Source organism: Frankia sp. QA3 (assembly GCF_000262465.1).
Taxonomy (GTDB): Bacteria; Actinomycetota; Actinomycetes; order Frankiales; family Frankiaceae; genus Frankia.
The window spans coordinates 7,446,635-7,467,538 of record NZ_CM001489.1; the positions used below are offsets into that span (position 1 = coordinate 7,446,635).

The 20,904-nt window shown below is 73.9% G+C and carries 18 protein-coding genes; 13 read left to right on the top strand and 5 right to left on the bottom strand.

The features are described from left to right. The first annotated feature begins 4 nt into the window (after positions 1 to 4). Genes FRAQA3DRAFT_RS30465 through FRAQA3DRAFT_RS30475 form a run of 3 tightly spaced genes read left to right on the top strand, consistent with a single transcriptional unit; the run spans position 5 to position 3,833 of the window. A complete protein-coding gene (locus FRAQA3DRAFT_RS30465; RefSeq protein WP_009742904.1) occupies positions 5 to 898 on the top strand; it encodes a c-type cytochrome in 894 nt (297 codons plus the stop codon). Beyond that, complete coding sequence (locus tag FRAQA3DRAFT_RS30470; protein WP_009742905.1) at positions 895 to 2,229, top strand: ubiquinol-cytochrome c reductase iron-sulfur subunit; 1,335 nt, start codon at positions 895 to 897, stop codon at positions 2,227 to 2,229. Before FRAQA3DRAFT_RS30465 ends, FRAQA3DRAFT_RS30470 begins: the two co-directional genes overlap by 4 nt. Further along, positions 2,226 to 3,833: a ubiquinol-cytochrome c reductase cytochrome b subunit gene (locus FRAQA3DRAFT_RS30475; RefSeq protein ID WP_009742906.1), complete on the top strand. Its 1,608-nt coding sequence runs from the start codon at positions 2,226 to 2,228 to the stop codon at positions 3,831 to 3,833. The genes FRAQA3DRAFT_RS30470 and FRAQA3DRAFT_RS30475 overlap by 4 nt, the downstream gene beginning before the upstream one ends. A 179-nt stretch (positions 3,834 to 4,012) precedes the next feature. On the opposite strand, the gene FRAQA3DRAFT_RS30480 is transcribed toward FRAQA3DRAFT_RS30475, so the two are convergent. Beyond that, positions 4,013 to 5,893, bottom strand: coding sequence for a DEDD exonuclease domain-containing protein (locus tag FRAQA3DRAFT_RS30480; RefSeq protein WP_009742907.1), 1,881 nt, complete (start codon positions 5,891 to 5,893; stop codon positions 4,013 to 4,015). A 192-nt stretch (positions 5,894 to 6,085) separates the two neighbouring features. On the opposite strand from FRAQA3DRAFT_RS30480, the gene FRAQA3DRAFT_RS30485 reads away from it, so the two are divergent. Beyond that, positions 6,086 to 6,499: a VOC family protein gene (locus FRAQA3DRAFT_RS30485; protein ID WP_009742908.1), complete on the top strand. Its 414-nt coding sequence runs from the start codon at positions 6,086 to 6,088 to the stop codon at positions 6,497 to 6,499. Positions 6,500 to 6,709: 210 nt separating this feature from the next. Then, positions 6,710 to 7,105: an HIT family protein gene (locus tag FRAQA3DRAFT_RS30490; protein ID WP_009742909.1), complete on the top strand. Its 396-nt coding sequence runs from the start codon at positions 6,710 to 6,712 to the stop codon at positions 7,103 to 7,105. 31 nt (positions 7,106 to 7,136) lie between these two features. Here the strand turns inward: FRAQA3DRAFT_RS30490 and FRAQA3DRAFT_RS30495 are convergent, their stop codons facing one another. After that, positions 7,137 to 8,480: a DUF4352 domain-containing protein gene (locus FRAQA3DRAFT_RS30495; RefSeq protein ID WP_009742910.1), complete on the bottom strand. Its 1,344-nt coding sequence runs from the start codon at positions 8,478 to 8,480 to the stop codon at positions 7,137 to 7,139. 491 nt (positions 8,481 to 8,971) lie between these two features. Here FRAQA3DRAFT_RS30495 and FRAQA3DRAFT_RS30500 point away from each other — a divergent pair, with 491 nt between their 5' ends. The 3 genes from FRAQA3DRAFT_RS30500 (at position 8,972) to FRAQA3DRAFT_RS30510 (ending at position 12,119) form a co-directional block, all read left to right on the top strand. Further along, the gene (locus tag FRAQA3DRAFT_RS30500) at positions 8,972 to 10,282 is read left to right on the top strand and encodes an NYN domain-containing protein (protein ID WP_009742911.1); all 1,311 of its coding nucleotides are present in this window, start codon (positions 8,972 to 8,974) and stop codon (positions 10,280 to 10,282) included. Positions 10,283 to 10,518: 236 nt separating this feature from the next. After that, positions 10,519 to 10,764 carry a hypothetical protein gene (locus FRAQA3DRAFT_RS30505; protein ID WP_009742912.1) on the top strand — a complete coding sequence of 82 codons (246 nt, stop codon included), beginning with the start codon at positions 10,519 to 10,521 and terminating at the stop codon, positions 10,762 to 10,764. Positions 10,765 to 10,988: 224 nt separating this feature from the next. Further along, positions 10,989 to 12,119 (top strand): glycosyltransferase family 4 protein, encoded by a 1,131-nt coding sequence (locus FRAQA3DRAFT_RS30510; RefSeq protein WP_009742913.1) that lies wholly within the window; start codon positions 10,989 to 10,991, stop codon positions 12,117 to 12,119. A 40-nt stretch (positions 12,120 to 12,159) separates the two neighbouring features. On the opposite strand, the gene FRAQA3DRAFT_RS30515 is transcribed toward FRAQA3DRAFT_RS30510, so the two are convergent. Next, a complete protein-coding gene (locus FRAQA3DRAFT_RS30515; protein ID WP_009742914.1) occupies positions 12,160 to 13,965 on the bottom strand; it encodes a long-chain fatty acid--CoA ligase in 1,806 nt (601 codons plus the stop codon). Positions 13,966 to 14,265: 300 nt separating this feature from the next. Between FRAQA3DRAFT_RS30515 and FRAQA3DRAFT_RS30520 the strand changes: the two genes are divergently transcribed. The 5 genes from FRAQA3DRAFT_RS30520 to FRAQA3DRAFT_RS30540 all read left to right on the top strand — a co-directional run bounded on the left by FRAQA3DRAFT_RS30520 (position 14,266) and on the right by FRAQA3DRAFT_RS30540 (position 18,614). Further along, positions 14,266 to 15,033 carry a metallophosphoesterase gene (locus FRAQA3DRAFT_RS30520; RefSeq protein ID WP_009742915.1) on the top strand — a complete coding sequence of 256 codons (768 nt, stop codon included), beginning with the start codon at positions 14,266 to 14,268 and terminating at the stop codon, positions 15,031 to 15,033. Positions 15,034 to 15,187: 154 nt separating this feature from the next. Next, entirely contained in the window at positions 15,188 to 15,622 is a 435-nt protein-coding gene (locus FRAQA3DRAFT_RS30525; RefSeq protein ID WP_009742916.1) for an SRPBCC family protein, read from the top strand. A gap of 6 nt (positions 15,623 to 15,628) precedes the next feature. Continuing rightward, the gene (locus FRAQA3DRAFT_RS30530; RefSeq protein WP_009742917.1) at positions 15,629 to 16,843 is read left to right on the top strand and encodes an ArsA family ATPase; all 1,215 of its coding nucleotides are present in this window, start codon (positions 15,629 to 15,631) and stop codon (positions 16,841 to 16,843) included. Next, positions 16,840 to 17,514 (top strand): hypothetical protein, encoded by a 675-nt coding sequence (locus FRAQA3DRAFT_RS35580; protein ID WP_009742918.1) that lies wholly within the window; start codon positions 16,840 to 16,842, stop codon positions 17,512 to 17,514. Before FRAQA3DRAFT_RS30530 ends, FRAQA3DRAFT_RS35580 begins: the two co-directional genes overlap by 4 nt. Further along, the gene (locus FRAQA3DRAFT_RS30540) at positions 17,511 to 18,614 is read left to right on the top strand and encodes an ROK family glucokinase (protein WP_009742919.1); all 1,104 of its coding nucleotides are present in this window, start codon (positions 17,511 to 17,513) and stop codon (positions 18,612 to 18,614) included. Before FRAQA3DRAFT_RS35580 ends, FRAQA3DRAFT_RS30540 begins: the two co-directional genes overlap by 4 nt. 34 nt (positions 18,615 to 18,648) lie before the next feature. Here the strand turns inward: FRAQA3DRAFT_RS30540 and FRAQA3DRAFT_RS30545 are convergent, their stop codons facing one another. Both FRAQA3DRAFT_RS30545 and FRAQA3DRAFT_RS36430 read right to left on the bottom strand, forming a co-directional pair. After that, positions 18,649 to 19,905, bottom strand: coding sequence for a hypothetical protein (locus FRAQA3DRAFT_RS30545; RefSeq protein ID WP_035923842.1), 1,257 nt, complete (start codon positions 19,903 to 19,905; stop codon positions 18,649 to 18,651). A 265-nt stretch (positions 19,906 to 20,170) separates the two neighbouring features. After that, the coding region (locus tag FRAQA3DRAFT_RS36430; RefSeq protein ID WP_009742921.1) for a hypothetical protein at positions 20,171 to 20,904 on the bottom strand (734 nt) is incomplete at its 5' end.

The window sequence follows — 20,904 nt, forward strand, 5'->3', positions numbered from 1 at the left end:
CGACATGACTGAAACCTCGGGCACACCGTCGGACACGCCGTCGGACACGCCGTCGGACCCCGCGCCGAGCGCGGTCGCGACGCCGGCCGCCGCCACGAAGCGGTCCGCGCGCAAGCGTGGTCCCGCCGCGCGCCGGCGCCGGAGATCCTCCGCCCTCGTCCTCGCGCTCGGCCTGCTGGCCACCGGGGTGCTGTGGACGGTGCTGGCGCCCGGTGGCAACGCCGCGCAGACGGCGGACGCCAACGAGGCGGTCCGGCAGGGCCGCGCCCTGTACCTGCAGGGCTGCTCCAGCTGCCACGGACTGGGCGCGCAGGGCGCGAAAGACGCCCCCAGCCTCATCGGCGTCGGCGCGGCCGCGGTGGACTTCCAGGTCTCGACCGGGCGCATGCCGCTGGCCGCCCCGGCCGCGCAGGCCGACCGCAAGCCGCCGATCTACTCGGCGACGCAGATCGACCAGCTCGCCGCGTACATCGCCAGCCTCGGCGGCGGCCCGGAGGTGCCCAAGGTCAGCGACGAGGCGATCAGCGACGCCGACCTGTCCCACGGCGGCGAGCTCTACCGTGCCAACTGCGCGCAGTGCCACCAGGCCGTCGCCCAGGGCGCTCCGCTGACCTACGGCAAGTTCGCGCCCTCGCTGAGCGAGTCCACCCCGGTGCAGATCATCGAGGCCATGCGTACGGGGCCGGAATCCATGCCGGTGTTCGGTGACCGTCAGCTCAACGAAGAGGACGCCGTCGCGGTGGCGGCCTACGTCAAGCACCTGAACGAGAGCGCGAGCCCCGGTGGCTTCAGCCTCGGCAAGTACGGTCCGGTGCCGGAAGGGTTGCTGGCCATGCTGGTAGGCATTGGTGGCCTGCTCGTCGTGTGCCTGTGGATCGGAGCGAGGCAGAAGGTATGAGTGACCAGACGGGCCCGGGGACGCCGGGACCGGCGGGCTCGGGCGGAGGGGACCAGCCGGGCGACTCCGCCCAGGAACGCGTGCACTACGCGGGCTACCAGGGTGAGCCGGCCGACAAGTCGGACCAGGATTCGATGAGCAGCATCTTCAAGCGGGCCAAGCACCCGGTCGACACCTCAGGCGCCCCCGCCGGGGGGTCGGGGATCTCGGCCGGGGGTCCCGACGTCCCGGCCGGTACCTCCGACGGCCCGGAGGCCCTGGGCACCCCGCCGCACCAGACGGACTCCACCCGCGATCCCGAGACCACGGTGATTCGGGCCGGCGACGCCGGGGTGGCGCAGCCGACCTACGGGGAGCGGGCCGGCGGCGGTGGCGGGGTCACCGTCCGCCCGCCGCGGGCCGAGGACGTCGACCGCCGCGCCGAGCGGCGGGCGGAGCGGCTGATCGCCTTCTGGTTCCTGATCTCGGTGGTCGGCACCGTCGGCTTCGTCATCACGAACTTCGTCGGTGACAAGCACAAGGCGTACTACACGCCGAGCCTCGGCTCGGCGCTCGGCCTGGCCGTCGGCGGCCTCGGCATCGGCATGATCCTCTGGGCCAAGCGGCTGATGCCGCACGAGCAGGCCGTCCAGGAGCGCCACGAGTTCACCTCCAGCAAGGAGGACATCGCGGTCACCGAGGCGGAGATCGCCGCCGGCTTCGCCGACACCGGTCTCGCCCGCTTCCCGCTGCTGCGCCGCACCCTGCTGGGCGCCGGCACCGTGCTCGGCGGGCTGATCGTGGTGCCGCTGCTCAACCTCACCAACTCCAAGCCGGGCAAGAAGCTCGACCACACCTCCTGGGTGAAGGGCGCGCGCCTGGTCACCGAGGACGGCCGCCTGGTCAAGCTCGGCGACATCTCCATCGGCGGCATCGAGACCGTCTTCCCGGCCATCCCGGTGACCGAGTCGGACGGCACGACCACCTACAAGCCGAAGATGGACCTGCACGCCAAGGCGGACAGCACCACGATCCTCATCCGGCTGCCACCGGGTGTCGACCGGCCGCGCAAGGGGCGGGAGAACTGGTCCATCGATGGCCACGTCGCCTACTCCAAGATCTGCTCGCACGCCGGTTGCCCGGTGAGCCTGTACGAGCAGCAGACCCACCACCTGCTCTGCCCCTGCCACCAGTCGGTCTTCGACGTGCTGGACGGCTGCCGGGCGATCTTCGGTCCGGCCAGCCGGTCGCTGCCGCAGCTGGCCATCACCGCGGACGACGACGGATTCCTCTACGCCCGCAACGGTGACTACGACGAGCCTGTCGGTGCCGCCTTCTGGGAGCGCTCATGACAACCGCATCCCCACCGGAGTTCGTCAAGCGGCCGACCCCGGTCCGCAAGGCCAACCGTGCCATCGACGAGCGGTTCGGCACCCAGGCCGGACTGCGGCGCAACCTGAACAAGGTGTTCCCCGACCACTGGTCGTTCATGATCGGGGAGATCGCGCTCTACAGCTTCATCGTCCTGCTGCTGACGGGCATCTACCTCACGCTGTTCTTCGACCCGTCGAACACGGAGGTCATCTACGACGGCTCCTACGTCCCCCTCAAGGGCGTGGAGATGAGCCGGGCGTACGCCTCGACGCTGGACATCAGCTTCGACACCCGGGCCGGACTGGTGTTCCGCCAGATCCACCACTGGGCCGCGCTGGTCTTCGTCGCGTCGATCGTCGTCCACCTGTTCCGGGTGTTCTTCACCGGCGCCTTCCGCAAGCCGCGCGAGACCAACTGGCTGATCGGTGTCGGCCTGCTGATCCTCGCCATCCTCGAGGGCTTCGCCGGCTACTCACTGCCGGACGACCTGCTCTCCGGCACCGGTCTGCGGATCGCCGCCTCGATCGCCCAGTCCATCCCGATCATTGGGACGTGGGCGTCGTTCCTGGTGTTCAACGGCGAGTTCCCGGGCGAGAACTTCCTGCCCCGGCTCTACGTGATCCACATCCTGCTGGTGCCCGGCGTGCTGCTCGCCCTCATCGGCGCGCACATGGGCATCCTGTGGCACCAGAAGCACACCGACTTCCCCGGCCCGGGCAAGACCGAGCACAACGTCGTCGGCCACCGGGTGTTCCCGGTGTTCGCGGTGAAGTCCGGCGGCTTCTTCATGATGGTCTTCGCCCTGCTCGCCCTGCTCGGCGGCCTCGCGCAGATCAACCCGATCTGGATGTTCGGTCCGTACGACCCGGCGAACGTCTCCTCGGCGTCCCAGCCCGACTGGTACATCGGCTTCCTCGACGGCTCGACCCGACTGATGCCACCGTGGGAGTTCCGCGGACTCGGCCATACCGTCCCGGCCGTGTTCTGGCCGACGGCGGTCCTGCCCGGCATCCTGTTCACGCTGCTGGCGCTCTACCCGTTCCTGGAAGCCAGGTTCACCGGCGACACCAAGTCGTACAACCTGCTCCAGCGGCCCCGGGAGGCGCCGACCAGGACCGCGCTCGGCGCGATGTCGATCAGCTTCTACCTGGTTCTGTTGATCTCGGGTGGTAACGACGTCATCGCGAAGACGTTCAGCATCTCGCTGAACGCGATGACGTGGGCCGGCCGCATCGGTCTGATCATCGTCCCGCCGATCGCCTACGCGATCACCAAGAAGATCTGCCTCAACCTGCAGGCGAAGGACGCCGAGGTCGAGCATCACGGCATCGAGACCGGCATCATCCGCCAGCTGCCCAGCGGGGAGTTCGTGGAGGACCACCGGCCGAAGCCGACCCCGGTGCCCGACCACCCGCAGGTCCCCACCGACCGGTTCGCGCTGCCGGCGGCGAACGGCCACGGGGACGGTCATGGCAAGGGTCTCGCCCGCCGCGCCGGTAAGGCGGTGAGCGGCTTCTTCGTCGAGGAGAAGGAGACCGGCCCCGGCGGCCCGAGCACACCGGTCGGCGGCGGTAAGCACTGACGGCCAGCACCAACGCCTCAGCGCTGAGCTGACACCGGCCGCGGGGCCGGTCCGCCGTCACGGCAGACCGGCCCCGCGGCCTTTGTCGCCCCCGGCGCCCATGATCCGCACAGATGCGTGACCGTCGGGCGAGCCGGGGCCCGCACCAGCCGGGAGCACGGTCGATCCGCCGGCCGCCCTCAGCGGCGGGGGCGCTCGCCCTCGGCGCGCCGGCCGGCCGCCTGCTCCGACAGGTCGGGGGAGCGGTGCACGTCGGCGTAGCGCAGCGCGTCGCGGGTGGCGCCCGCAGCGGGCCAGCTCCACTCGCCGTCGATGCGCACGAGGCGCACCCCGGACCCGGCCAGCCAGCGGGCGATCCGCTCGGTCTCCTCGACGGAGGCGCACGGCGCGGGACCCGGCTGCGGTTGCACCGTCTCGGCGCTGGCGACCGCGGCGTCGACCCAGGGCCGCGGGTCGACCCCCGGGGCCACACTCACCGCGGACACCAGCCGGCCGTGACGGACCACGGCCAGGTCCCAGCCGGCCTGCGCGGTCGGCGCCGCCGCGACGAGCTGCGGGACGCGGGTCAGCGCGGCCAGCCGCTGACCGCGGGCGGCGGCGCGGACGAAAGCCACCATCCGGTCGCGGTGGACGGCCGCGTCCTCGTAGCGCCGCTCGCCGGCGAGGCGGTCGATGTGCCGCGTCGACGCGGCGATGACCGGTCCCGGATCGCCGGTGATGGCCGCCCGGGCGGCGGCGACGTGGCGGGCGTAGGCGGCGACGTCCTCCCGGCCGTCGCAGGGCGCCCCGCACCTGCCCAGGTCCGCCAGGGCGCAGGCGGGACGGCGGGCTCGTGGCGAGAGCCGGCCGGCGCACTGGCGCAGCGGCACGGCGGCGAGCAGCGCGTCGGCGGCGTCGTCCGCGCCGCGGGTGCTGGCGAACGGACCGAGGTAGGTCGCCCCGTCGCGGGCGGCGCGCACCCGGGACAGCCGGGGGAACGGCTCGTCGGTGAGCTTGAGGTAGACGGTGCGCTCCGGGAAGCGGGAGCGGCGGTTGTACGGCGGCTTGTGCTCCGCGATCAGCCGCAGCTCGCGCACCTCGGCCTCCAGGGCGTGCGCGCAGCCGATGGCGTCCACCCGCTCGGCCAGCGCCACCATCTCGGCCATCCGCGTGCGGGGCTCGCTCGCCGTGAAGTACGTGCGCACCCGGGATCGGACCGAGCGCGAGGTGCCGACGTAGAGGGCCCGCCCGTCGGCGTCGCGGAAGATGTAGACGCCGGGCCCGGTCGGCAGCCCGTCGGCGAGGTACCGCTTGCGGCGCTGGGCCGGCGAGACCCGGGCGCTGTACTCGTGCAGCTCCTCCAGCGTGCGCACGCCGGCGTTGCCGAGCCGATCGAACAGCCCGTGCAGCACGTCCACGGTGGCCCGGGCGTCGGCCAGCGCGCGGTGGCAGGGCTCGGTCGAGCTGCGGAACAGCCGGGCCAGCGAGGCGAGCCGGCAGTCGGGGGCCTCGTCGCGGCTGACCACCCGCCGCGCGATGCGCAGGGTGTCGAGATGCTCCCAGACGGGCGGCGGGTAGCCGCAGCGCTGCGCCGCCGCACGCAGGAAGCCGAGGTCGAACGGCGCGTTGTGGGCGACCAGCACGGCGCCGCGGGCGAACTCCAGGAACGTCGGCACCACCTCGGCCTCCGCGGGGGCCGTCGCCACCATGGCATCGGTGATCCCGGTGATCACCGAGACCATCGGCGGGATGCCCACGCTCGGGCGGACCAGGGTGGACATCTCCGCGAGCACCTCGCCGCCGCGCACCCGCACCGCGCCGATCTCGGTGATCTCACCGGTGGCCACCGAGGTCCCCGTCGTCTCCAGGTCGACCACGACGAACGTCAGGTCGGACAGCGGCCGGCCGAGGTCGTCCAGGCTGGTCTGCCGGTGCCCGGGGAGGCCACCGGCCGCGCCCGCGCCGGCTGGGCCACCGCGGGGGCGAGCGGCCTCGCCCGCCGGGTTGGTCGCCCCCGCCAGGCCGGCGAGGATGCCGGCGTCGGCGGTGGAGCGGTCGGCTGGGGCGGGATCTGGGCGCACGGGGTCACGGTAAGCCCCACCGCCGACAGTTTCGCCACGGGTCGGCCGTCGGGCTCCGGGCGCGGGAGGCGTCGGAGGGGATGGTGGGTCCCGGTGCGGGTCTCATTGTGGTCCTGTCGGGGCTGTCCCGAACTCCTTGTGGCGCCACGCCGGAGACACGCGGCGGCCACTCGGCAGGCCAACCCGCCTGGAATGCGAAATCATGCGCGGGTGGCGTGGTTTGAAACGAATGGCATTCGGGTGGGGCGAGTCGCGCTGGACTGTGCGAACGTGGACGTGATGGTGCGCTTCTGGTCCGCCGCGCTGGGTTACGAGGTGGCCCGGCGCGACGACGAAGCGGCATTGCTGCGCCACCCCGCCGGTGCGGGGCCGAAGCTGCTGCTGCGGCCGGGAGCCCGCCGCGGCGGTGGTCCCAGCCGGCTGCATCTGGACCTCTACGCGGTCGACGCCGAGCGGGTCATCGGCTGGTTGTCCACCCTCGGCGCCCGCCGGGTCGGCCGTTACGACGACGACGGGGAGCGCGGGTACGTCCTGTCAGATCCCGAGGGCAACGAGTTCCGGGTGATGACGGCCGGGCCGGCCGGCTTCGCCCGGCCCTTCGTATGATGACCGGTCCGGGGGCTGATGACCGGGGCACAGGTCCGATTGCCGGCCGGGGATCTGGCTGCCGGTCAGCGGACTGAGGACCGCACGGGCGTCCCAACGGCGGGTCGGGCGTCGTCGCCGGCGGGTGCCCGCGCGTCCGCCGGGCCACGTCCGCCGGGCCACGCCCGCCGGTCGGCCCGCGCAGAGGCGTGGTCGATAAGGTCGTGAGCCATGCCGAGCGTCTTCACCCGGATCATCAACGGCGAGCTTCCCGGGCGCATCGTGTACTCCGATGAGTACACGGTGGCGTTCCTGACGATCGCGCCGATCCGGCCGGGCCACACGCTGGTGGTCCCGCGCGCCGAGATCGACCACTGGATCGACCTGCCCGACGACGTCCAGACGGCGCTGTGGACCGCCGCCGCGACGGTCGGCCGGGCCATCGACGCCGCGTTGCGGCCCCGGCGGGTGGCGGCGCTCGTCGCCGGGCTGGAGGTGCCGCACGTGCACGTGCACCTCCTGCCCATCGAGAACGAGACGCAGATCGACTTCGCGCTCGCCGACCACAACCCCGACTCGGCCGAGCTCGACGCCGTGGCGGAACGAATCCGCGCCGCCGTCGGCTGACGCCGAACGCCAGGCGCCGTCCGGACCGGGCTCAGAGCTGGAACGTGGCCGGGCTGACCGCGAACAGCGGCTCCCAGTTCAGCAGGCCGTGCCCGGGCGGCGCGTCGATGACGACGTTGCCGCGAACCTTCTGGCCGGCCTTCACCGTCGACGCGGACAGCCGCGGCTCCACGTTGTCGTAGCTTCCGTCGTACCGCGTCCCGTCCGGGGTCTGGATGTAGAAGTCCGACGGGGAGGCGGACGTGTCCCCGCGGCTCACTTCGACCGTCACGTTCAGCACGTAGTAGGCGCCCAGGGTCGGCGGGTCGCCGTATTCGGTCACCCGGCCGCCGGTCGAGCAGACGCTGTTCAGCGTCACCCGGGCCTCGAAGTCGCTGACCGAGGAGTTCGCCTCGCCGACGACGGTCCCCGAACCGCCGATGCCCGCCGCGCCGGCCCCCGGCGCACCCTGCGGGGTGACCGCGACGCAGTTCGAGACGCCGATCGGCCCCGTCGCGGTGGCGCTCGGCGCGGCCGCCGTCGGTCCCGTCCCCGGAAGTCCGGGCGCGGTCAACGACGGTGCCGGTACCGGTGCGGAGATGTCGTTCGAGTCGTCACCCCCTACCGCAAGGGCGATCACCACCCCGAGGACGATCGCGGCGACGACGGCCAGCGGCACGATCACGAACAGCGGGTTGCGGCGCCGCTGCGGCGGGGGCGGGGCGCCCTGCTGCCAGCCACCGGCCTGCTGCCAGCCGCCGGGCGGGCTCTGCTGGTAGGGGCCCTGCGCGCCGGGGTAGCCGCCCGGTCCCTGGTAGGCCGCGTCACCCTGGTAGGCGCCGGTGGCGCCGGGTGGGTAGCCGCCCTGGGGCCAGCCGCCCGGCTGCCCCCAGCCCTGCTGGTCCCCGCCCGGCTGTCCCCCACCGGGTTGCCCCCAGCCCTGGTGGTGGTCGGGCGCCTGCTGGCCGACCCCGGGCTGCCCCCAGCCCTGCTGTTCGGTTCCAGGCTGCCCGGCGACGGGTTGTCCCCAGCCGGCGGAGCCGCCGCCGGGCTGCTGCGGGGGCGGCCAGGACTGCTCCGCTGTTCCCCACCGCTGCCCGGGGGCAGCGGGCCCGGGGGCCTGCGGTCCGCTCGGGGAGGTCCCGCCCGGCGCGGGGGTGGTGCCGCCCGGCGCGGGGGTGGTGCCGGCGGACCAGGCGAGCCGGGTCTGCTCGTCGGACTGGTCCGGACCGGTGCCCCATGACGGAGCCGGCGGGGGAGTCGAGCCAGACGGGCCCGACGCCGCGCCGCCGCTCGATGTCTCTGCGGGCTGGTGCCAGGGATTGCTCGGCTGCTTCCACGTCTCCTGGCTCCCGTCACCGCCGGGGGGCTGGTGAGGGGGGTTCTGGTCGGTCACGATGGTCCTCTCCGGCGCAGCCAGGGCCGCGTTTGGAATAAATCGTGCGTTGGGGAACGCACCACGCGAGGCTACATAAGTCGGGTATCACATGAGACAATGCCCGCCCCGGCGCGGGCCACCGGTCCGTGATCCCACGCCGGTGGTCCGTGTGAGCCCTCTGAGCTCTCTCGATAGGCTGTACCGTCATCGTTCTTCCCGTCGGCTCCGGAGTCCCAGGTGCCTTGCTGTCCGGCCGGTCGGACGAGCCGTCACAGACGCGGCTCGTCCAATTTCCCGTGTCATCCGGACGCTGACGGACATTTCTGCGCGCGGCTTGTGCCCGCGTTGCCCAGGACTGGTCCGCAGGCCGCCCCGGTCGGCACTCTGACCGCGCCGGGCGACCTCTCCCACCGGGCCGCGGCCGAGGTGGTCGGTGCTGCGTCGGCCGGGTTCTCGACAATGTCCATCCGGGCCGTGTCCGCGGCGGCCGCCCCAGCTGGGAGCAGGCTGTGACGGGGCCGCTGCCCGCGCCCGTGCGGGAATACGTCATCGAGCTCGCCGCGCAGACGCTCGCCGATCTGTCCGAGTCCGACGTGCCAACGTCGCTCGTCGCCGTGCGCCGGTTCAAGGCGTCCCGGCGGGCGAAGGCGGGCGCTATCCCGCTGGCCGCCGCGGTCGACAACGAGGTGTTCCGCGGCCGGGTGGCCGAGTGGATCCGCCGGCACCAGCCGGAGCTGGCCGAGGCCGCCGAGGCCGCCGATGGGCCCCCGCCGGCCGCCCCGCCGGAGAAGGTCGCCGCGGTGGCCTACCTGCTGCGCGTCTCGCGCTGGCCCGAGCTGGTCGAGCTGGCCTCGGCCTCGGCCGCGGAGGCGGAGGTCCGCGGCCGGGCCGACGAGGCCGAGCGGACGATCCGCCGGCTCACCGAGCAGCTCGCGGCGAACCAGCGCAGTGCCGCCGGCGAGCTGGGGCAGCTGCGCGAACGCCTCGCCGCGGCCCGCGCCGAGGCGGAGGAGTCCCGGCGGCGACTGCGTGCGTCGACGGATCGGATCCGCCGCGCCGAGGAGGCCGCCCGGGAGTCGGTGACCGCGGCCGAGACGGCGCGCGACGCGGCGCTCGCCGCCGGCCGCGACGCCGAGGCCGAGGTCCGCCGGCTGCGCGGCCGGGTCGCCGAGCTGGAAAGCGCCCTGGCCGCCGCCCGCCGGGACACCCGCGACTCCCGCAGTGTGGACGACGCCCGCATGCGCGTCCTGCTCGACACGCTCATCGCCTCGGCCCACGGCGTGCGCCGCGAGCTCGACCTGCCGACGATGGTCGCCCGGCCGGCGGACCTGCTCGCCCGCGGCGGCGACGGGCCGAGCAGCGCGCCGCAGGCGTTCGTCGGGGCCCGCGGGCGGCCCGATGACGACCCCACCCTCATCGACGAGGTGCTCGGCGTGCCCGGCGTGCATCTGATCATCGACGGGTACAACGTGACCAAGCGCGGCTACGGCCGGCTCACCCTGCAGGCGCAGCGGGAACGGTTGCTGTCCGGGCTCGGTGCGCTCGCCGGGCGCAACCCGGACAGCGAGGTCACGGTGGTCTTCGACGCGACCGCGGTCGTCGCCCGCCCGGTCGGTGTCGCCATGCCCCGGGGGGTCCGGGTGCTGTTCAGCCGCCCCGGCCAGCTCGCCGACGAGGAGATCGTCCGGCTGGTGCGGATGGAGCCGCAGGGCCGGCCGGTGTTCGTCGTCACCTCCGACCGGGAGGTGGCGGAGAACAGTGCCGCGGCCGGGGCCCGGGCGGTGCCGTCCGCGGCGCTGCTGGCGCGGCTCGACCGCTGAGGTCCCCGGCATCCCGGCATCCCGGCATCCCGGCATCCCGGCGTCTCAGCAGCCCGGCAGTCACGTCGTCAGCCGTCCAGATGTCCCGTCGTTGAGCCGCCCCGCCGCCTGCTGTCCAGTCGACCGCCGAAAGTTGTCGGACCCGGGTCCTACCGTCGATGACGTCGGGATATCGGTGCGCGGATTGTGCCGCCGCCGCCGGCCGTCACCGGCCGGACCTCGGGAAGGTGAGTGCGATGCTGATCGACTGCGACTCCTGCGTCGGCCGCGGCGCCCGGTGCGCCGACTGCGCGGTCACCGTCATGTTTGCCGATGAGGGCGGGGGCGTGGTGTGGGACGCGCAGGAGTACCGCGCGCTCGCCGTGCTGGCCGCCGCCGGCCTGCTGCCGCCACCGGAGGAGCTGGCCGGCTCGGTGCTCGACCGCGTGCCCCGCGGTACCGCCGCGCACGGTGCGGCCCGGCCGCCGCGCCGCGCCGGCTGAGCGGCCCGCCGTGTCGAGGCGCTGGCCGCTGAGGCTGTTTGCGGTCGTCAGGGGCATGGCGGTGGGGCTGTTACCCCGGGGCGTACCACCCGGGGGCGCCGCCTCGCCAGTCCGGGCGCCACCTTCACCGAGGTCTGAGGGGCTGCCCGCATGGTGCAGGCGCGGGCGGGCGTGGGGCCGGAGCCGGGCGGTGGCCGCCGGTCGGCGTGGGAGAACATGGGCGGATGCGCGTACTGGCCGTCACCAACGACTTTCCGCCGCGTCCGGGAGGCATCCAGGCCTACGTGCACAACTTCGCGGCGCGGCTGCCGGCCGACGAGATCGTCGTGTACGCCCCGTCGTGGAAGGGCGCCGCGGCCTTCGACGCCGGGCAGGACTTCCCGGTCGTGCGCCACCGGTCCTCGCTGATGCTGCCGACCCCGGACGTCCTGCGCCGGGCCCGCCAGATCGCGCGAGCGGAGGGCTGCGACACGGTGTGGTTCGGCGCCGCCGCCCCGCTCGGGCTGCTGGGCTCGCGGCTGCGCCGGGACACGGCGGTGCGCCGCGTCGTGGCGAGCACCCACGGGCACGAGGTCGGCTGGGCGGCGCTGCCGGCCGCCCGCCAGCTGCTGCGCCGCATCGGCGCGACCGCGGAGGTCGTCACCTACCTGACCGACTACACCCGGACCAGGATCGGGCCCGCGCTCGGCGCCCATCCGACGCTCGCCCGCCTGCCCAGTGGCGTCGACGCGACGCTGTTCTGCCCGGGCGCCGGGCGGGAGGAGACCCGCCGTCGGTACGGGCTGACCGGCCGGCGGGTGGTGGTGTGCGTGAGCCGGCTCGTCGCCCGCAAGGGGCAGGACATGCTCGTGCGCGCACTGCCGGCGCTGCGGCGCCGGGTGCCGGAGGCGGCGCTGCTCATCGTCGGCGGCGGCTCGCATCGCGCGGGCCTCGAACGGCTCGCCCGGGACAACGGCGTGGCCGAGCACGTCACGTTCACCGGTTCGGTGCCGTGGGAGGAGCTGCCTGCGCACTACGCGGCCGGCGACGTGTTCGCAATGCCGTGCCGGTCCCGGCTCGGTGGGCTGGAGGTGGAGGGGCTCGGGATCGTCTACCTGGAGGCGTCGGCCACCGGCCTGCCGGTGGTGGCCGGGAGCAGCGGCGGCGCCCCCGACGCGGTGCTCGACCAGCGCACCGGCCTCGTCGTCGACGGCACCGACCTGGGCGAGGTGGTGCGGGCCGTCGGGGACCTGCTCGCCGATCCGGACCGGGCCGCGTCGATGGGCGCCGCCGGGCGGGCCTGGGTCGAGCTGCGCTGGCGCTGGGACGTGCTCGCCGCCGAGCTGCGCTCGCTGCTCGCCGGCCAACCCGCCTGACCCGCTGATCCGCCGGCCCAGCCCACGCCGGCCCAGCGCATCAGGAGCGGCGGGCGCCGGCGTAGAGGCCCTCGACGGCGCTGTCGAAGCGGTCCATCACCAGCGAGCGCCGGACCTTCAGGCTCGGGGTCAGTTCCCCGGTCTCGACGGTGAAGTCCTGCGGCAGGATCACGAACTTCTTGATGCCCTCGGCGCGCGACACCGTCGCGTTCGCCGCGTCGATCGCCTGCTGGATCTCGGCGCGCAGGTCGGCGTCCTCGGCGAGGTCCGCCACGGTCGCCCCGGCAGCCTTGCCGGCGCCGTCGCGCCAGTGCTCGAACGCCTCCGGGTCGATGGTGACCAGCGCGGCGATGAACGGGCGCTGGTCGCCGACGAGCATCGCCTGGCTGACCAGCGGGTGGGACTGGATGACGTGCTCCAGCGGGGCCGGCGCGATGTTCTTGCCGCCGGCGGTGACCAGCAGTTCCTTCTTCCGGCCGGTGATCTGCAGGTAGCCGTCGTCGTCGAGTGCGCCGAGGTCGCCGGTGTGCAGGAAGCCCTCGGCGTCGAGCGCCTCCTTCGTCGCGGTCTCGTTGTGGTGGTAGGCGCGGAACAGCAGGTCGCCTCGGATGAGGATCTCCCCGTCGTCGGCGATGCGGATCGTCACCCCCGGAAGGGGTTGCCCGACGGTGCCCATCCGCACCGAGTGTGGGCGGTTCGCCGCCGCCGGTGCCGAGGTCTCCGTCAGGCCGTAGCCCTCCACGACGGTGAAGCCGATCCCGCGGAAGAAGTGGCCGAGCCGCGGGCCCAGCGGTGCCCCGCCGCTGATCGCGAACCGGGCCCGCCCGCCCAGCGCCGCGTGCAGCTTGCCATACACCAGCGCGGCGAACAGCCGGTGCCGCAGCCGCAGCAGCAAACCGGGGCCACCGTGGTCGAGGGCTTCGCTGTAGGCCACGGCGGTGTTCTCGGCGGCGTCGAAGATGCGGCCCTTGCCCTCGCTGTGCGCCTTGAGCCGCGCGCCGGCGTGCACCTTCTCGAAGACTCGGGGAACGGCGAGCAGGAAGCTGGGCCGCACCTTGGCCAGGTCCGGCAACAGGGTGCGCGAGTCCGGTGTGTAGGCGAGCTCGAAGGCCCCCTGCACCAGGCCCACCTGCAGCATCCGGGCGAACACGTGGGCCAGCGGCAGGAACAGCAGCGAGGAGCAGCCCGGCGCGAACACCTCCGGCAGCATGGCGATGGACGACTCGGCGGTGAACAGCAGCGCCCGGTGGGTGATCTCGCAGCCCTTCGGCTGCGCCGTGGTGCCGGAGGTGTAGATGATCGTCGCAAGACTGTCGGCACCGAGGGACGCGCGCGCCGCGGCCAACCGGTCCTCGTCGACGCCGGTGCCGTCGGCGGCGAGGGTGGCCAGCGCGCCGTCGTCGAGGACGAGCACGTCGCGCAGGGCCGGCGCCTTGCCGCGGACCTGCTCGACCCGCGCGGCGAGCTCGGCGTTCTCGACGACGAGCAGTTCGATCCCCGCATCCCGGAGGATCCATTCGATCTGGCTCGGGCTGGACGTCTCGTAGATGGGCACGCAGACGGCGCCGACGGCCCAGGTGGCGTAGTCGACGACGGTCCACTCGAACCGCGTGTGGCTGAGGATCCCCACCCGGCCGCCGGTTTCCACCCCGCGTGCGACGAGTCCCCGGGCGGTGGCCACCACGTGATCGTGGAACTCGCGGGTGGTCATCCCGACAAACTCTTCGGCCACCTTGTGACGAATGAGAATTTTGTCCGGACGGGCGGCGGCATGTCGGAACACGGCGTCCGTCAGCGTCGCATTGTCCGCGATGGTGACCAGGGGCGCAGAGGTGTACTCCCGCACTGCTACTCCTACCAGGTGCTCTCGTGCGTCCTACCGGATGCCCTCGGGCGCCCGCCGGATGACGACGCCGCCGAACGGCGGATGACCGTTCAGGGCACCAGACGTTAGCGGGCGGACCGGAGGCTGGCGACCGTGCGGACGACGATCGGTGGGGCGCGACCTGTCCGCATACGGATGGTGGCTGGTCGCGACGGGATCAGGCTCGCCCGCCGCGCGGGTGTCGCACGGCACTGCGGCGCCGGCCGACCGACCCGTCCGGACCGTGCCGGATGTTCCTCGTCGCCGCCTAAGCTTCCTGGTATGCGGGTCCACGTGGTGAGCGACGTGCACGGCCGAGCGGACGCGCTGCCCGCCGCCGCCGAGGGCGCCGACGTCTTCATCTGCCTCGGTGACCTCATCCTTTTCATCGACTACCGCGACCACAGCCGGGGGATCATGGGTGATCTGTTCGGCGCCGAGGCCGTCGGCCGGATGGTGGAGCTGCGCACCGCGCAGCGCTTCGACGAGGCGCGGGAGTGGTCGCGCTCGCTGTGGGCGCGCCTCGACGGCGACCGCTCCGAGATCGTCGAGGCCGCCATCCGCCGGCAGTACGAGCGGCTGTTCGCCGCCTTCCCGACCCCGACCTACCTGACGTTCGGCAACGTCGACCTGCCCCATCTCTACCCCGACTACCTGCGCGACGGCATCACCCTGTTGGACGGGCAGACCACAACGATCGGCGGCTGGCGGTTCGGCTTCGTCGGCGGCGGGCTGCGGACCCCGATGCACACGCCGTACGAGATCGACGACGATGTCTTCGCCGCGAAGGTGGCCGCCGTCGGCGAGGTCGACGTTCTGTGCTGCCACATTCCCCCGCATCTGCCGGAGCTGGTCTATGACGTCCAGGCCCGGCGCTTCGAGCGGGGCAGCGTCGCGATCCTCGAGGCCATTCACGCCACCCGGCCCCGCTACGTGCTCTTCGGGCACGTTCACCAGCCCCTCACCGCCAGTCTGGAGATCGACGGAACGCGTTGCGTGAACGTCGGTCATTTCAACGCCCGTGGCACCCCGTTCGTCCTCGAGTGGTAGCCAGCCGCTCGGCGAGATGTGGCCCAGGTTCCGGTAGCCTCAGGCGATCGGTCGGGGAATGATCCGGGATCCCGGAGAGATCCGGGTTGCCGGTGAGCCGGCGACGCCGTGCTCCTTCAGACGTGCTTGACGAATGTGGAGGTGCTGCTCTCCCATGGCGGACCACGCCCGATCGACCATCGTCATCAATGCCAGGCCCGCCGCGGTGATGGGGGCGATTGCCGACATCCCGGCGTACCCGACCTGGGTCGGCCAGATCGAGGAGGCCGAGGTGCTCGACGTCGGCCCGGACGGCCGGCCCCGGCGCGCCCGCTTCCGGATCAACGCCGTCGTGGTCAAGGACGAGTTCGTCAACGAGTACGTCTGGTCCGACGACGTCCAGGTCACCTGGTCGATGGTCGAGGGGCAGGCGATGTCGTCGCAGGACGGCAGCTACACCCTGCGCGACCTCGGCGACGGCACCACCGAGGTCACCTACGACCTCACCGCCGAAACCAAGATCAAAATTCCGGGGTTGCTTCGGCGGAAGGTACAGAGCGGCATCGTGGATGCCGCTCTCAAGGACCTCAAGAAGCACGTGGAGAGCTGAGCGCACGTGCGGTGTGTGCTCTTCACCGGGAAGGGCGGCGCCGGCACCACGACGGTGGCGGCGGCGACCGCGATCCTTGCCGCGCAACGGGGTCATCGCACCCTGGTCCTGTCCGTCGACCCGGCGGCCGGCCTCGCCGGCGCGCTTGACCACCCCATCGGAGCCGACCCGACCGACCTCGAACCCGGGCTCACCGGCCAGCAGGTCGATCTGCGCCGCGCCGTCGGCACGCGCTGGCCGGCGGTGCGCGAGGTGTTGGCCGGCACCTGGCCGTCCTTCGACGTCGATCCGGTGGAGCTCGAGGAGCTGGCCTTCCTGCCCGGTGCCATCGAGACGCTGACCCTGCTCGAACTGCGCGACGGCCTGGCCAGCGCCGACCACGACGTCGTCATCGTCGACGGTGGCCCGGTCGCCGGCCTGCTGCGGCTGCTCGCCTTCCCGGAGACGCTGTCGTGGTACTGCCGGCGGCTGCTGCCGCCCGACGGGGCCTTCGCCCGCTGGCTGCGGCCCGGCTTCGGGTGGGCGGGAGCATTCGGCGGCCGGTGGGGGAGCCTCGCCGCACCCGCCTACGACACCGTCTCCCGCGTGCACCGCGCCGCCGTGGACCTGCGGGCGATCCTCACCGACCATGCGGCCACCAGCATCCGGCTGGTGCTCACCCCGGAGAGCGGGGCGCTGGCCGCGGCGCGCAGCAGCCTCACCGCGCTGTCGCTGCACGGCTTCACCCTCGACGGTGTGATCGTCAACCGGATCTTCTCGCCGGCCGGGGCGGACGCCTGGCGGGCCGGCTGGGCCGCCGCCCACCGCGAAGCGCTCGCCGAGATCACCGGGGCGTTCGAGCCGACCCCGATCCTTCCGGTGGGCTACCGTGCGGGCGAGCCGGTCGGCCTGGAGGAGCTCGCGGCCTTCGGCGCGGCGACCTACGGCGAGCTGGACCCGGCGGGCGTCCTCGGCGCCTCGCCAACCGGGGCCGGCGAGGCGCCGCGGGTCGAACGCACCGACGACGGTTACGCGCTGTCGTTCGGTCTTCCGTTCGTCGACGGATCCCAGATCGACCTGGCCCGACTGGGCGACGATCTGATCGTCACCGTCGGGGCGTTCCGCCGCGCGGTCCCGCTGCCCGCGGCGCTGCGCCGCTGCGACGTCAGCGCCGCCCGGCTGCGCGGCGACCGCCTGGTCGTCTCCTTCGTGCCCGATCCGGACCAGTGGGTGCGGGCATGACCTCCGTCCCGACCGGCGCGCCTCCCGACGGTCCCAACCCGTCCGGCGCTCCTGGCCCGAGCGGATCCGCCGGCAGGCGCCCGGGGGAGCGGCCACCGCCGCCCGGGCCGCTCGCGGTCGAGGCGGCCCTGCTCGTCGACGCCCTGCGGGGCCTGACCGGCGCCGACTCGGGTGGCCGCCGCCTCTGGGACGCCGTCGCCGACGTCGTCGGCGCCGGTAGTGCTGGGGCCGGCGGTGCTGGGGCCGGCGGTGCTGGGGCCGGCGGTGCTGGGGCCGGCGGTGCTGGGGCCGGCGCCGGTGCGCCAACCGGCGCCGATGTTCCCGCCGGCGCGGCGGAGGCAGCCGCGGGACCGGTCTGCCCGGGCCACGGGCGGCCGTGCACGTCGTGCCCGCTGTGCCGGCTGCTGGCGATGTTCACCGGGGACCGGCCCGAGGTGGTCCGCCACCTGCTGACCGCGGCGGAGTCGCTGGCGGCGGCCTTCCGCGCGGCCCTCGACGCCTACTCTGGTGACGCCCGCTCCGGTGACGCCCGCGACGAGTCCGGCGCCCCTCGTCCCGCGTCCCCGGGCGCGGGACGCACAGCCCACCAGGACCCGCGGCCGGGGGCCGCCGCGGGCACCCGTTCCGCCACAGCGCCCAGACCCCGCGTCCAGAGGATCGATGTCACGTGAGCACCATTGTTTCCGGCAGCTCGGATCGTCCCGGTAACCCGGATCGTCACGGCACCCCGGACACCTCCTCCGCCCGCCCCGCGGGCCCGGACGCCCGGCAGAGCCCCCTCCCGCTCGCCCCCACCGCGGACGCGTCGGCCGACGACGATCGCCGCAGTGAGGGCCTGACGATCGGCGTGGACGTCGGTGGGACGAAGGTCGCCGCCGGCGTCGTCGACGGCGCCGGCGCCGTCCTGGCGGCGGTCCGCCGGCCGACCCCGGGTCATTCCGCGTCCGAGGTCGCGGACACCATCGCCGCCGTGGTCGCGGAGCTCAGCGTCGACTACGAGGTGCGGGCTGTCGGCATCGGCGCGGCCGGCTGGATCGACGCGGACCGCTCGCGGGTCCTGTTCGCCCCGAACCTGGCCTGGCGGGACGAGCCGCTGCGCGACGAGGTGAGCGGCCGCGTCGGGCTGCCCGTCGTCGTCGAGAACGACGCCAACGCGATGGCCTGGGCCGAGTACCGTTTCGGTGCCGGCCGCGGCCGGCGGGACCTGGTCTGCCTCACCGTGGGCACCGGCATCGGCAGCGGCATCGTCCTCGGTGGCGAGCTCTACCGCGGCGCGTTCGGCATCGGGGCGGAGACCGGCCACATGCGGGTCGTGCCCGACGGCCACCTGTGCGGCTGCGGCAACCGGGGTTGCTGGGAGCAGTACGCCAGCGGCCGGGCGCTGGTCCGCGTCGCCCGCCAGATCGCCGCGACGGACCCGGCCGCGGCGGCGGCGATGCTGGAGGCATGCGGCGGCGACGCCGAGCGGCTGACCGGCCCGGACGTCACCGAGGCGGCCCGCAAGGGCGATCCGGCGGCGATCCGTTGCCTGACCGAGATCGGCCACTGGCTCGGCGAGGGCATGGCGAACCTGACCGCCGTGCTCGACCCGGACCGCTTCGTCATCGGCGGCGGGGTCTCCGACGCCGGTGAGCTACTGCTCGGCCCCGCCCGCGAGCGGTTCGCCGAGGTGGTGCCCGGCCGCGATCACCGGCCTCCGGCCGAGGTGGTCATCGCCGAGCTCGGCTCCCAGGCCGGCCTGGTCGGCGCCGCCGACCTCGCCCGGATCTGAGGGTCCGGATCTGAGGGTCCGGCGGAGCGCCGGCTCAGGCGCCCGGCCCCGGGCGGGCCGGGCGGAAGTCCGGCACCAGCTCGACGGCGAGCTCCTCCAGGAACAGGCCCGTGTCGGCGACGACCCCGACGGCGTGCGCGCTGGTGCGCTCGGTGAGGGCATGAACCGTGGTCGGGTCGACGTCGACGCAGGCGACCGGGATCGACGCCGGCAGGATGTTGCCGGTGGCCACGGAGTGCTGGGCGCTGGCGACCATCAGCGCGTAGCCGACTCCGCGCAGCGCCGCGCGCATCGCCCGCTGCCCCTCGACCACGTCGGTGTGGACGTCGGGCAGCGGGCCGTCGTCGCGCACCGAGCCGACGAGCACGAAGGTCTTGTTCGCCTTCACCATCGCGTGCATGATCCCCTGGGAGAGGACACCGGACTCCACCGCGGCCCGGATCGAGCCCTCGCGGCGGATCGCGTTGATCGCGCGGATGTGCTGCTCGCTGCCGCGCTGCACCCGGCCGCTGCGCAGCGGCCCGAGGCCGAGCGGGGAGCCGTAGAGCGCGGCCTCCACGTCCAGCGTCGCCAGCGCGTTCCCGGTGAACAGCACGTCGACGTAGCCGGCCTCGACCAGGGCGACGAGCGCGGGCGCGGCGCCGGTGCTGACGACGGTCTGCCCGGCCACCCACAGCACCTGGGAGCCCTCGGCCTTGACCTCGCGGACCTGGCGGGCGATCGCCTTCACCAGCACCGCCTGTGGCTGGGTGGAGCCCGGCAGCGGCGCGCCGAGCGCCTCGTACTCGGCGTAGAGCCGGCTGGAGTGGTCGGTGACCGGCAGGACGACCTTCACGCCGTCCACCCCGCAGACGATCATGTCGCCGGCCCGGACGTCCGTCACCGGCACGGTGCGTACCCGCCCGGCCGAGACGACCAGGCCGCAGTCCATCTCGGGGTGTTCCACCGGGACCCACTGGCCGTCGAGATGGACGACGGTCTCCAGGTTGGTGGTCGAGTAGAAGTCCGGCGGGAAGGCGCCGTCGCGGTCCGCGGGCTCGCAGCGCGCCGTGCCCGCCTCGACCTTGTTGACGCCATGCACCTGGATCCGCATGAGGATGCGCATGAGCCGGCGCGGCGTCTCGGCGCCGACGGTGACGACCGCGTGGGACTCGTCGTCGTGGCTGCGTCCCAGGTCGATGTGATCCACCCGGTAGTCGCCGCCGTAGTCGAGTACGTCGTCGAGCACCCGGGCCAGCACACCGGTGTCCATGAGGTGTCCGTGCACCTCGACCTTCTCGTGGTAACGCACGCCCAACGCCCTTCCCTCCGGTGCCAGTACGACGGCTGCCACGCCGACGTCGTCCTCAGGCCCGATGCCGCGCATCTGCCCTGCTTTCCCTGCGGTGTTCCCCGGGATGCGGCCGTTCCCCGGATGCGACCGTTCCCGGGATACGACCGGGTCGCGGGGACGCCGGGGCGGCGCGCGCCCCAGGCACACGGCCACGCACCGGCGCCGCACCACCGGTTCGCCGCCGCAGGTTCATCGCGGCAGCCCACGCCCCGGACCGGCGCGGTCAGATCACCGCGCCGTCGTCGGGACCGTCGAGATCGGTGGGAGGTCGGTCACCCATGCGGGCGACGAGGGTGCCGACCCCACCGAGGATCAGCAGCACGCCGGTGACGTCCTGCGCGCGTGACTGGTTGAAGCCGATCAGGGTCGGCACGACGAGGAACACCACCCCGAGGGCGATCGAGCCCAGCGCCCAGCGGGTCACCGGCCGGATCCGCGGCAGGGGTGGCGCCGGCGGCGGCACATAGTGGTCGTTGTCCGGGTCGTCCACCTCCGTGCCCGCCGATTCGCCGAGGTCGATCACGACGAAGTCGGCCGGGTCGGCGCCGCGCCCGCCGCCGATGCCGGGTGGATTCAGCCCCGGGGGCGGCGCCTCGTCCAGGCCGGGATCGGTCCGGTCGTCCGGCGTGGGCGGGACGCCGGGCTCGAACGGCGGACGTAGGATGATCACGGTAGGCCGGCGGGTGTCGCCGATGTCCTCCGCCGTCGGCCATCGCCGGGTCTCCGGCTCGTCGTCGAAGTGCGCGATGAGGTCGAGAAAAGCCGCGTCGTCGGCCTCCTGGGACCGCGGCGCGCGCCGCGCGGCGGTCCCGCCGGGCCCGGGTCGGGGCGGTTCCCCGCCGGACGGACCGGACGGACCGGACGGGCCACCCGCGGCGGGAACGCCGCTGTCCGCCTCATGCTTCCCCGGGCCCGCGGCCGCGGAGTCCGGTTGACCGGCCGAGGCCAGCGGGGCTG

Excerpts from the sequence above, each read along its gene's own strand:
- FRAQA3DRAFT_RS30465 (WP_009742904.1), top strand. The coding sequence starts at position 5 with ATGACTGAAACCTCGGGCACACCGTCGGACACGCCGTCGGACACGCCG.
- FRAQA3DRAFT_RS30470 (WP_009742905.1), top strand. The coding sequence starts at position 895 with ATGAGTGACCAGACGGGCCCGGGGACGCCGGGACCGGCGGGCTCGGGC.
- FRAQA3DRAFT_RS30475 (WP_009742906.1), top strand. The coding sequence starts at position 2,226 with ATGACAACCGCATCCCCACCGGAGTTCGTCAAGCGGCCGACCCCGGTC.
- FRAQA3DRAFT_RS30485 (WP_009742908.1), top strand. The coding sequence starts at position 6,086 with ATGCGAAATCATGCGCGGGTGGCGTGGTTTGAAACGAATGGCATTCGG.
- FRAQA3DRAFT_RS30490 (WP_009742909.1), top strand. The coding sequence starts at position 6,710 with ATGCCGAGCGTCTTCACCCGGATCATCAACGGCGAGCTTCCCGGGCGC.
- FRAQA3DRAFT_RS30505 (WP_009742912.1), top strand. The coding sequence starts at position 10,519 with ATGCTGATCGACTGCGACTCCTGCGTCGGCCGCGGCGCCCGGTGCGCC.
- FRAQA3DRAFT_RS30510 (WP_009742913.1), top strand. The coding sequence starts at position 10,989 with ATGCGCGTACTGGCCGTCACCAACGACTTTCCGCCGCGTCCGGGAGGC.
- FRAQA3DRAFT_RS30520 (WP_009742915.1), top strand. The coding sequence starts at position 14,266 with ATGCGGGTCCACGTGGTGAGCGACGTGCACGGCCGAGCGGACGCGCTG.
- FRAQA3DRAFT_RS30525 (WP_009742916.1), top strand. The coding sequence starts at position 15,188 with ATGGCGGACCACGCCCGATCGACCATCGTCATCAATGCCAGGCCCGCC.
- FRAQA3DRAFT_RS35580 (WP_009742918.1), top strand. The coding sequence starts at position 16,840 with ATGACCTCCGTCCCGACCGGCGCGCCTCCCGACGGTCCCAACCCGTCC.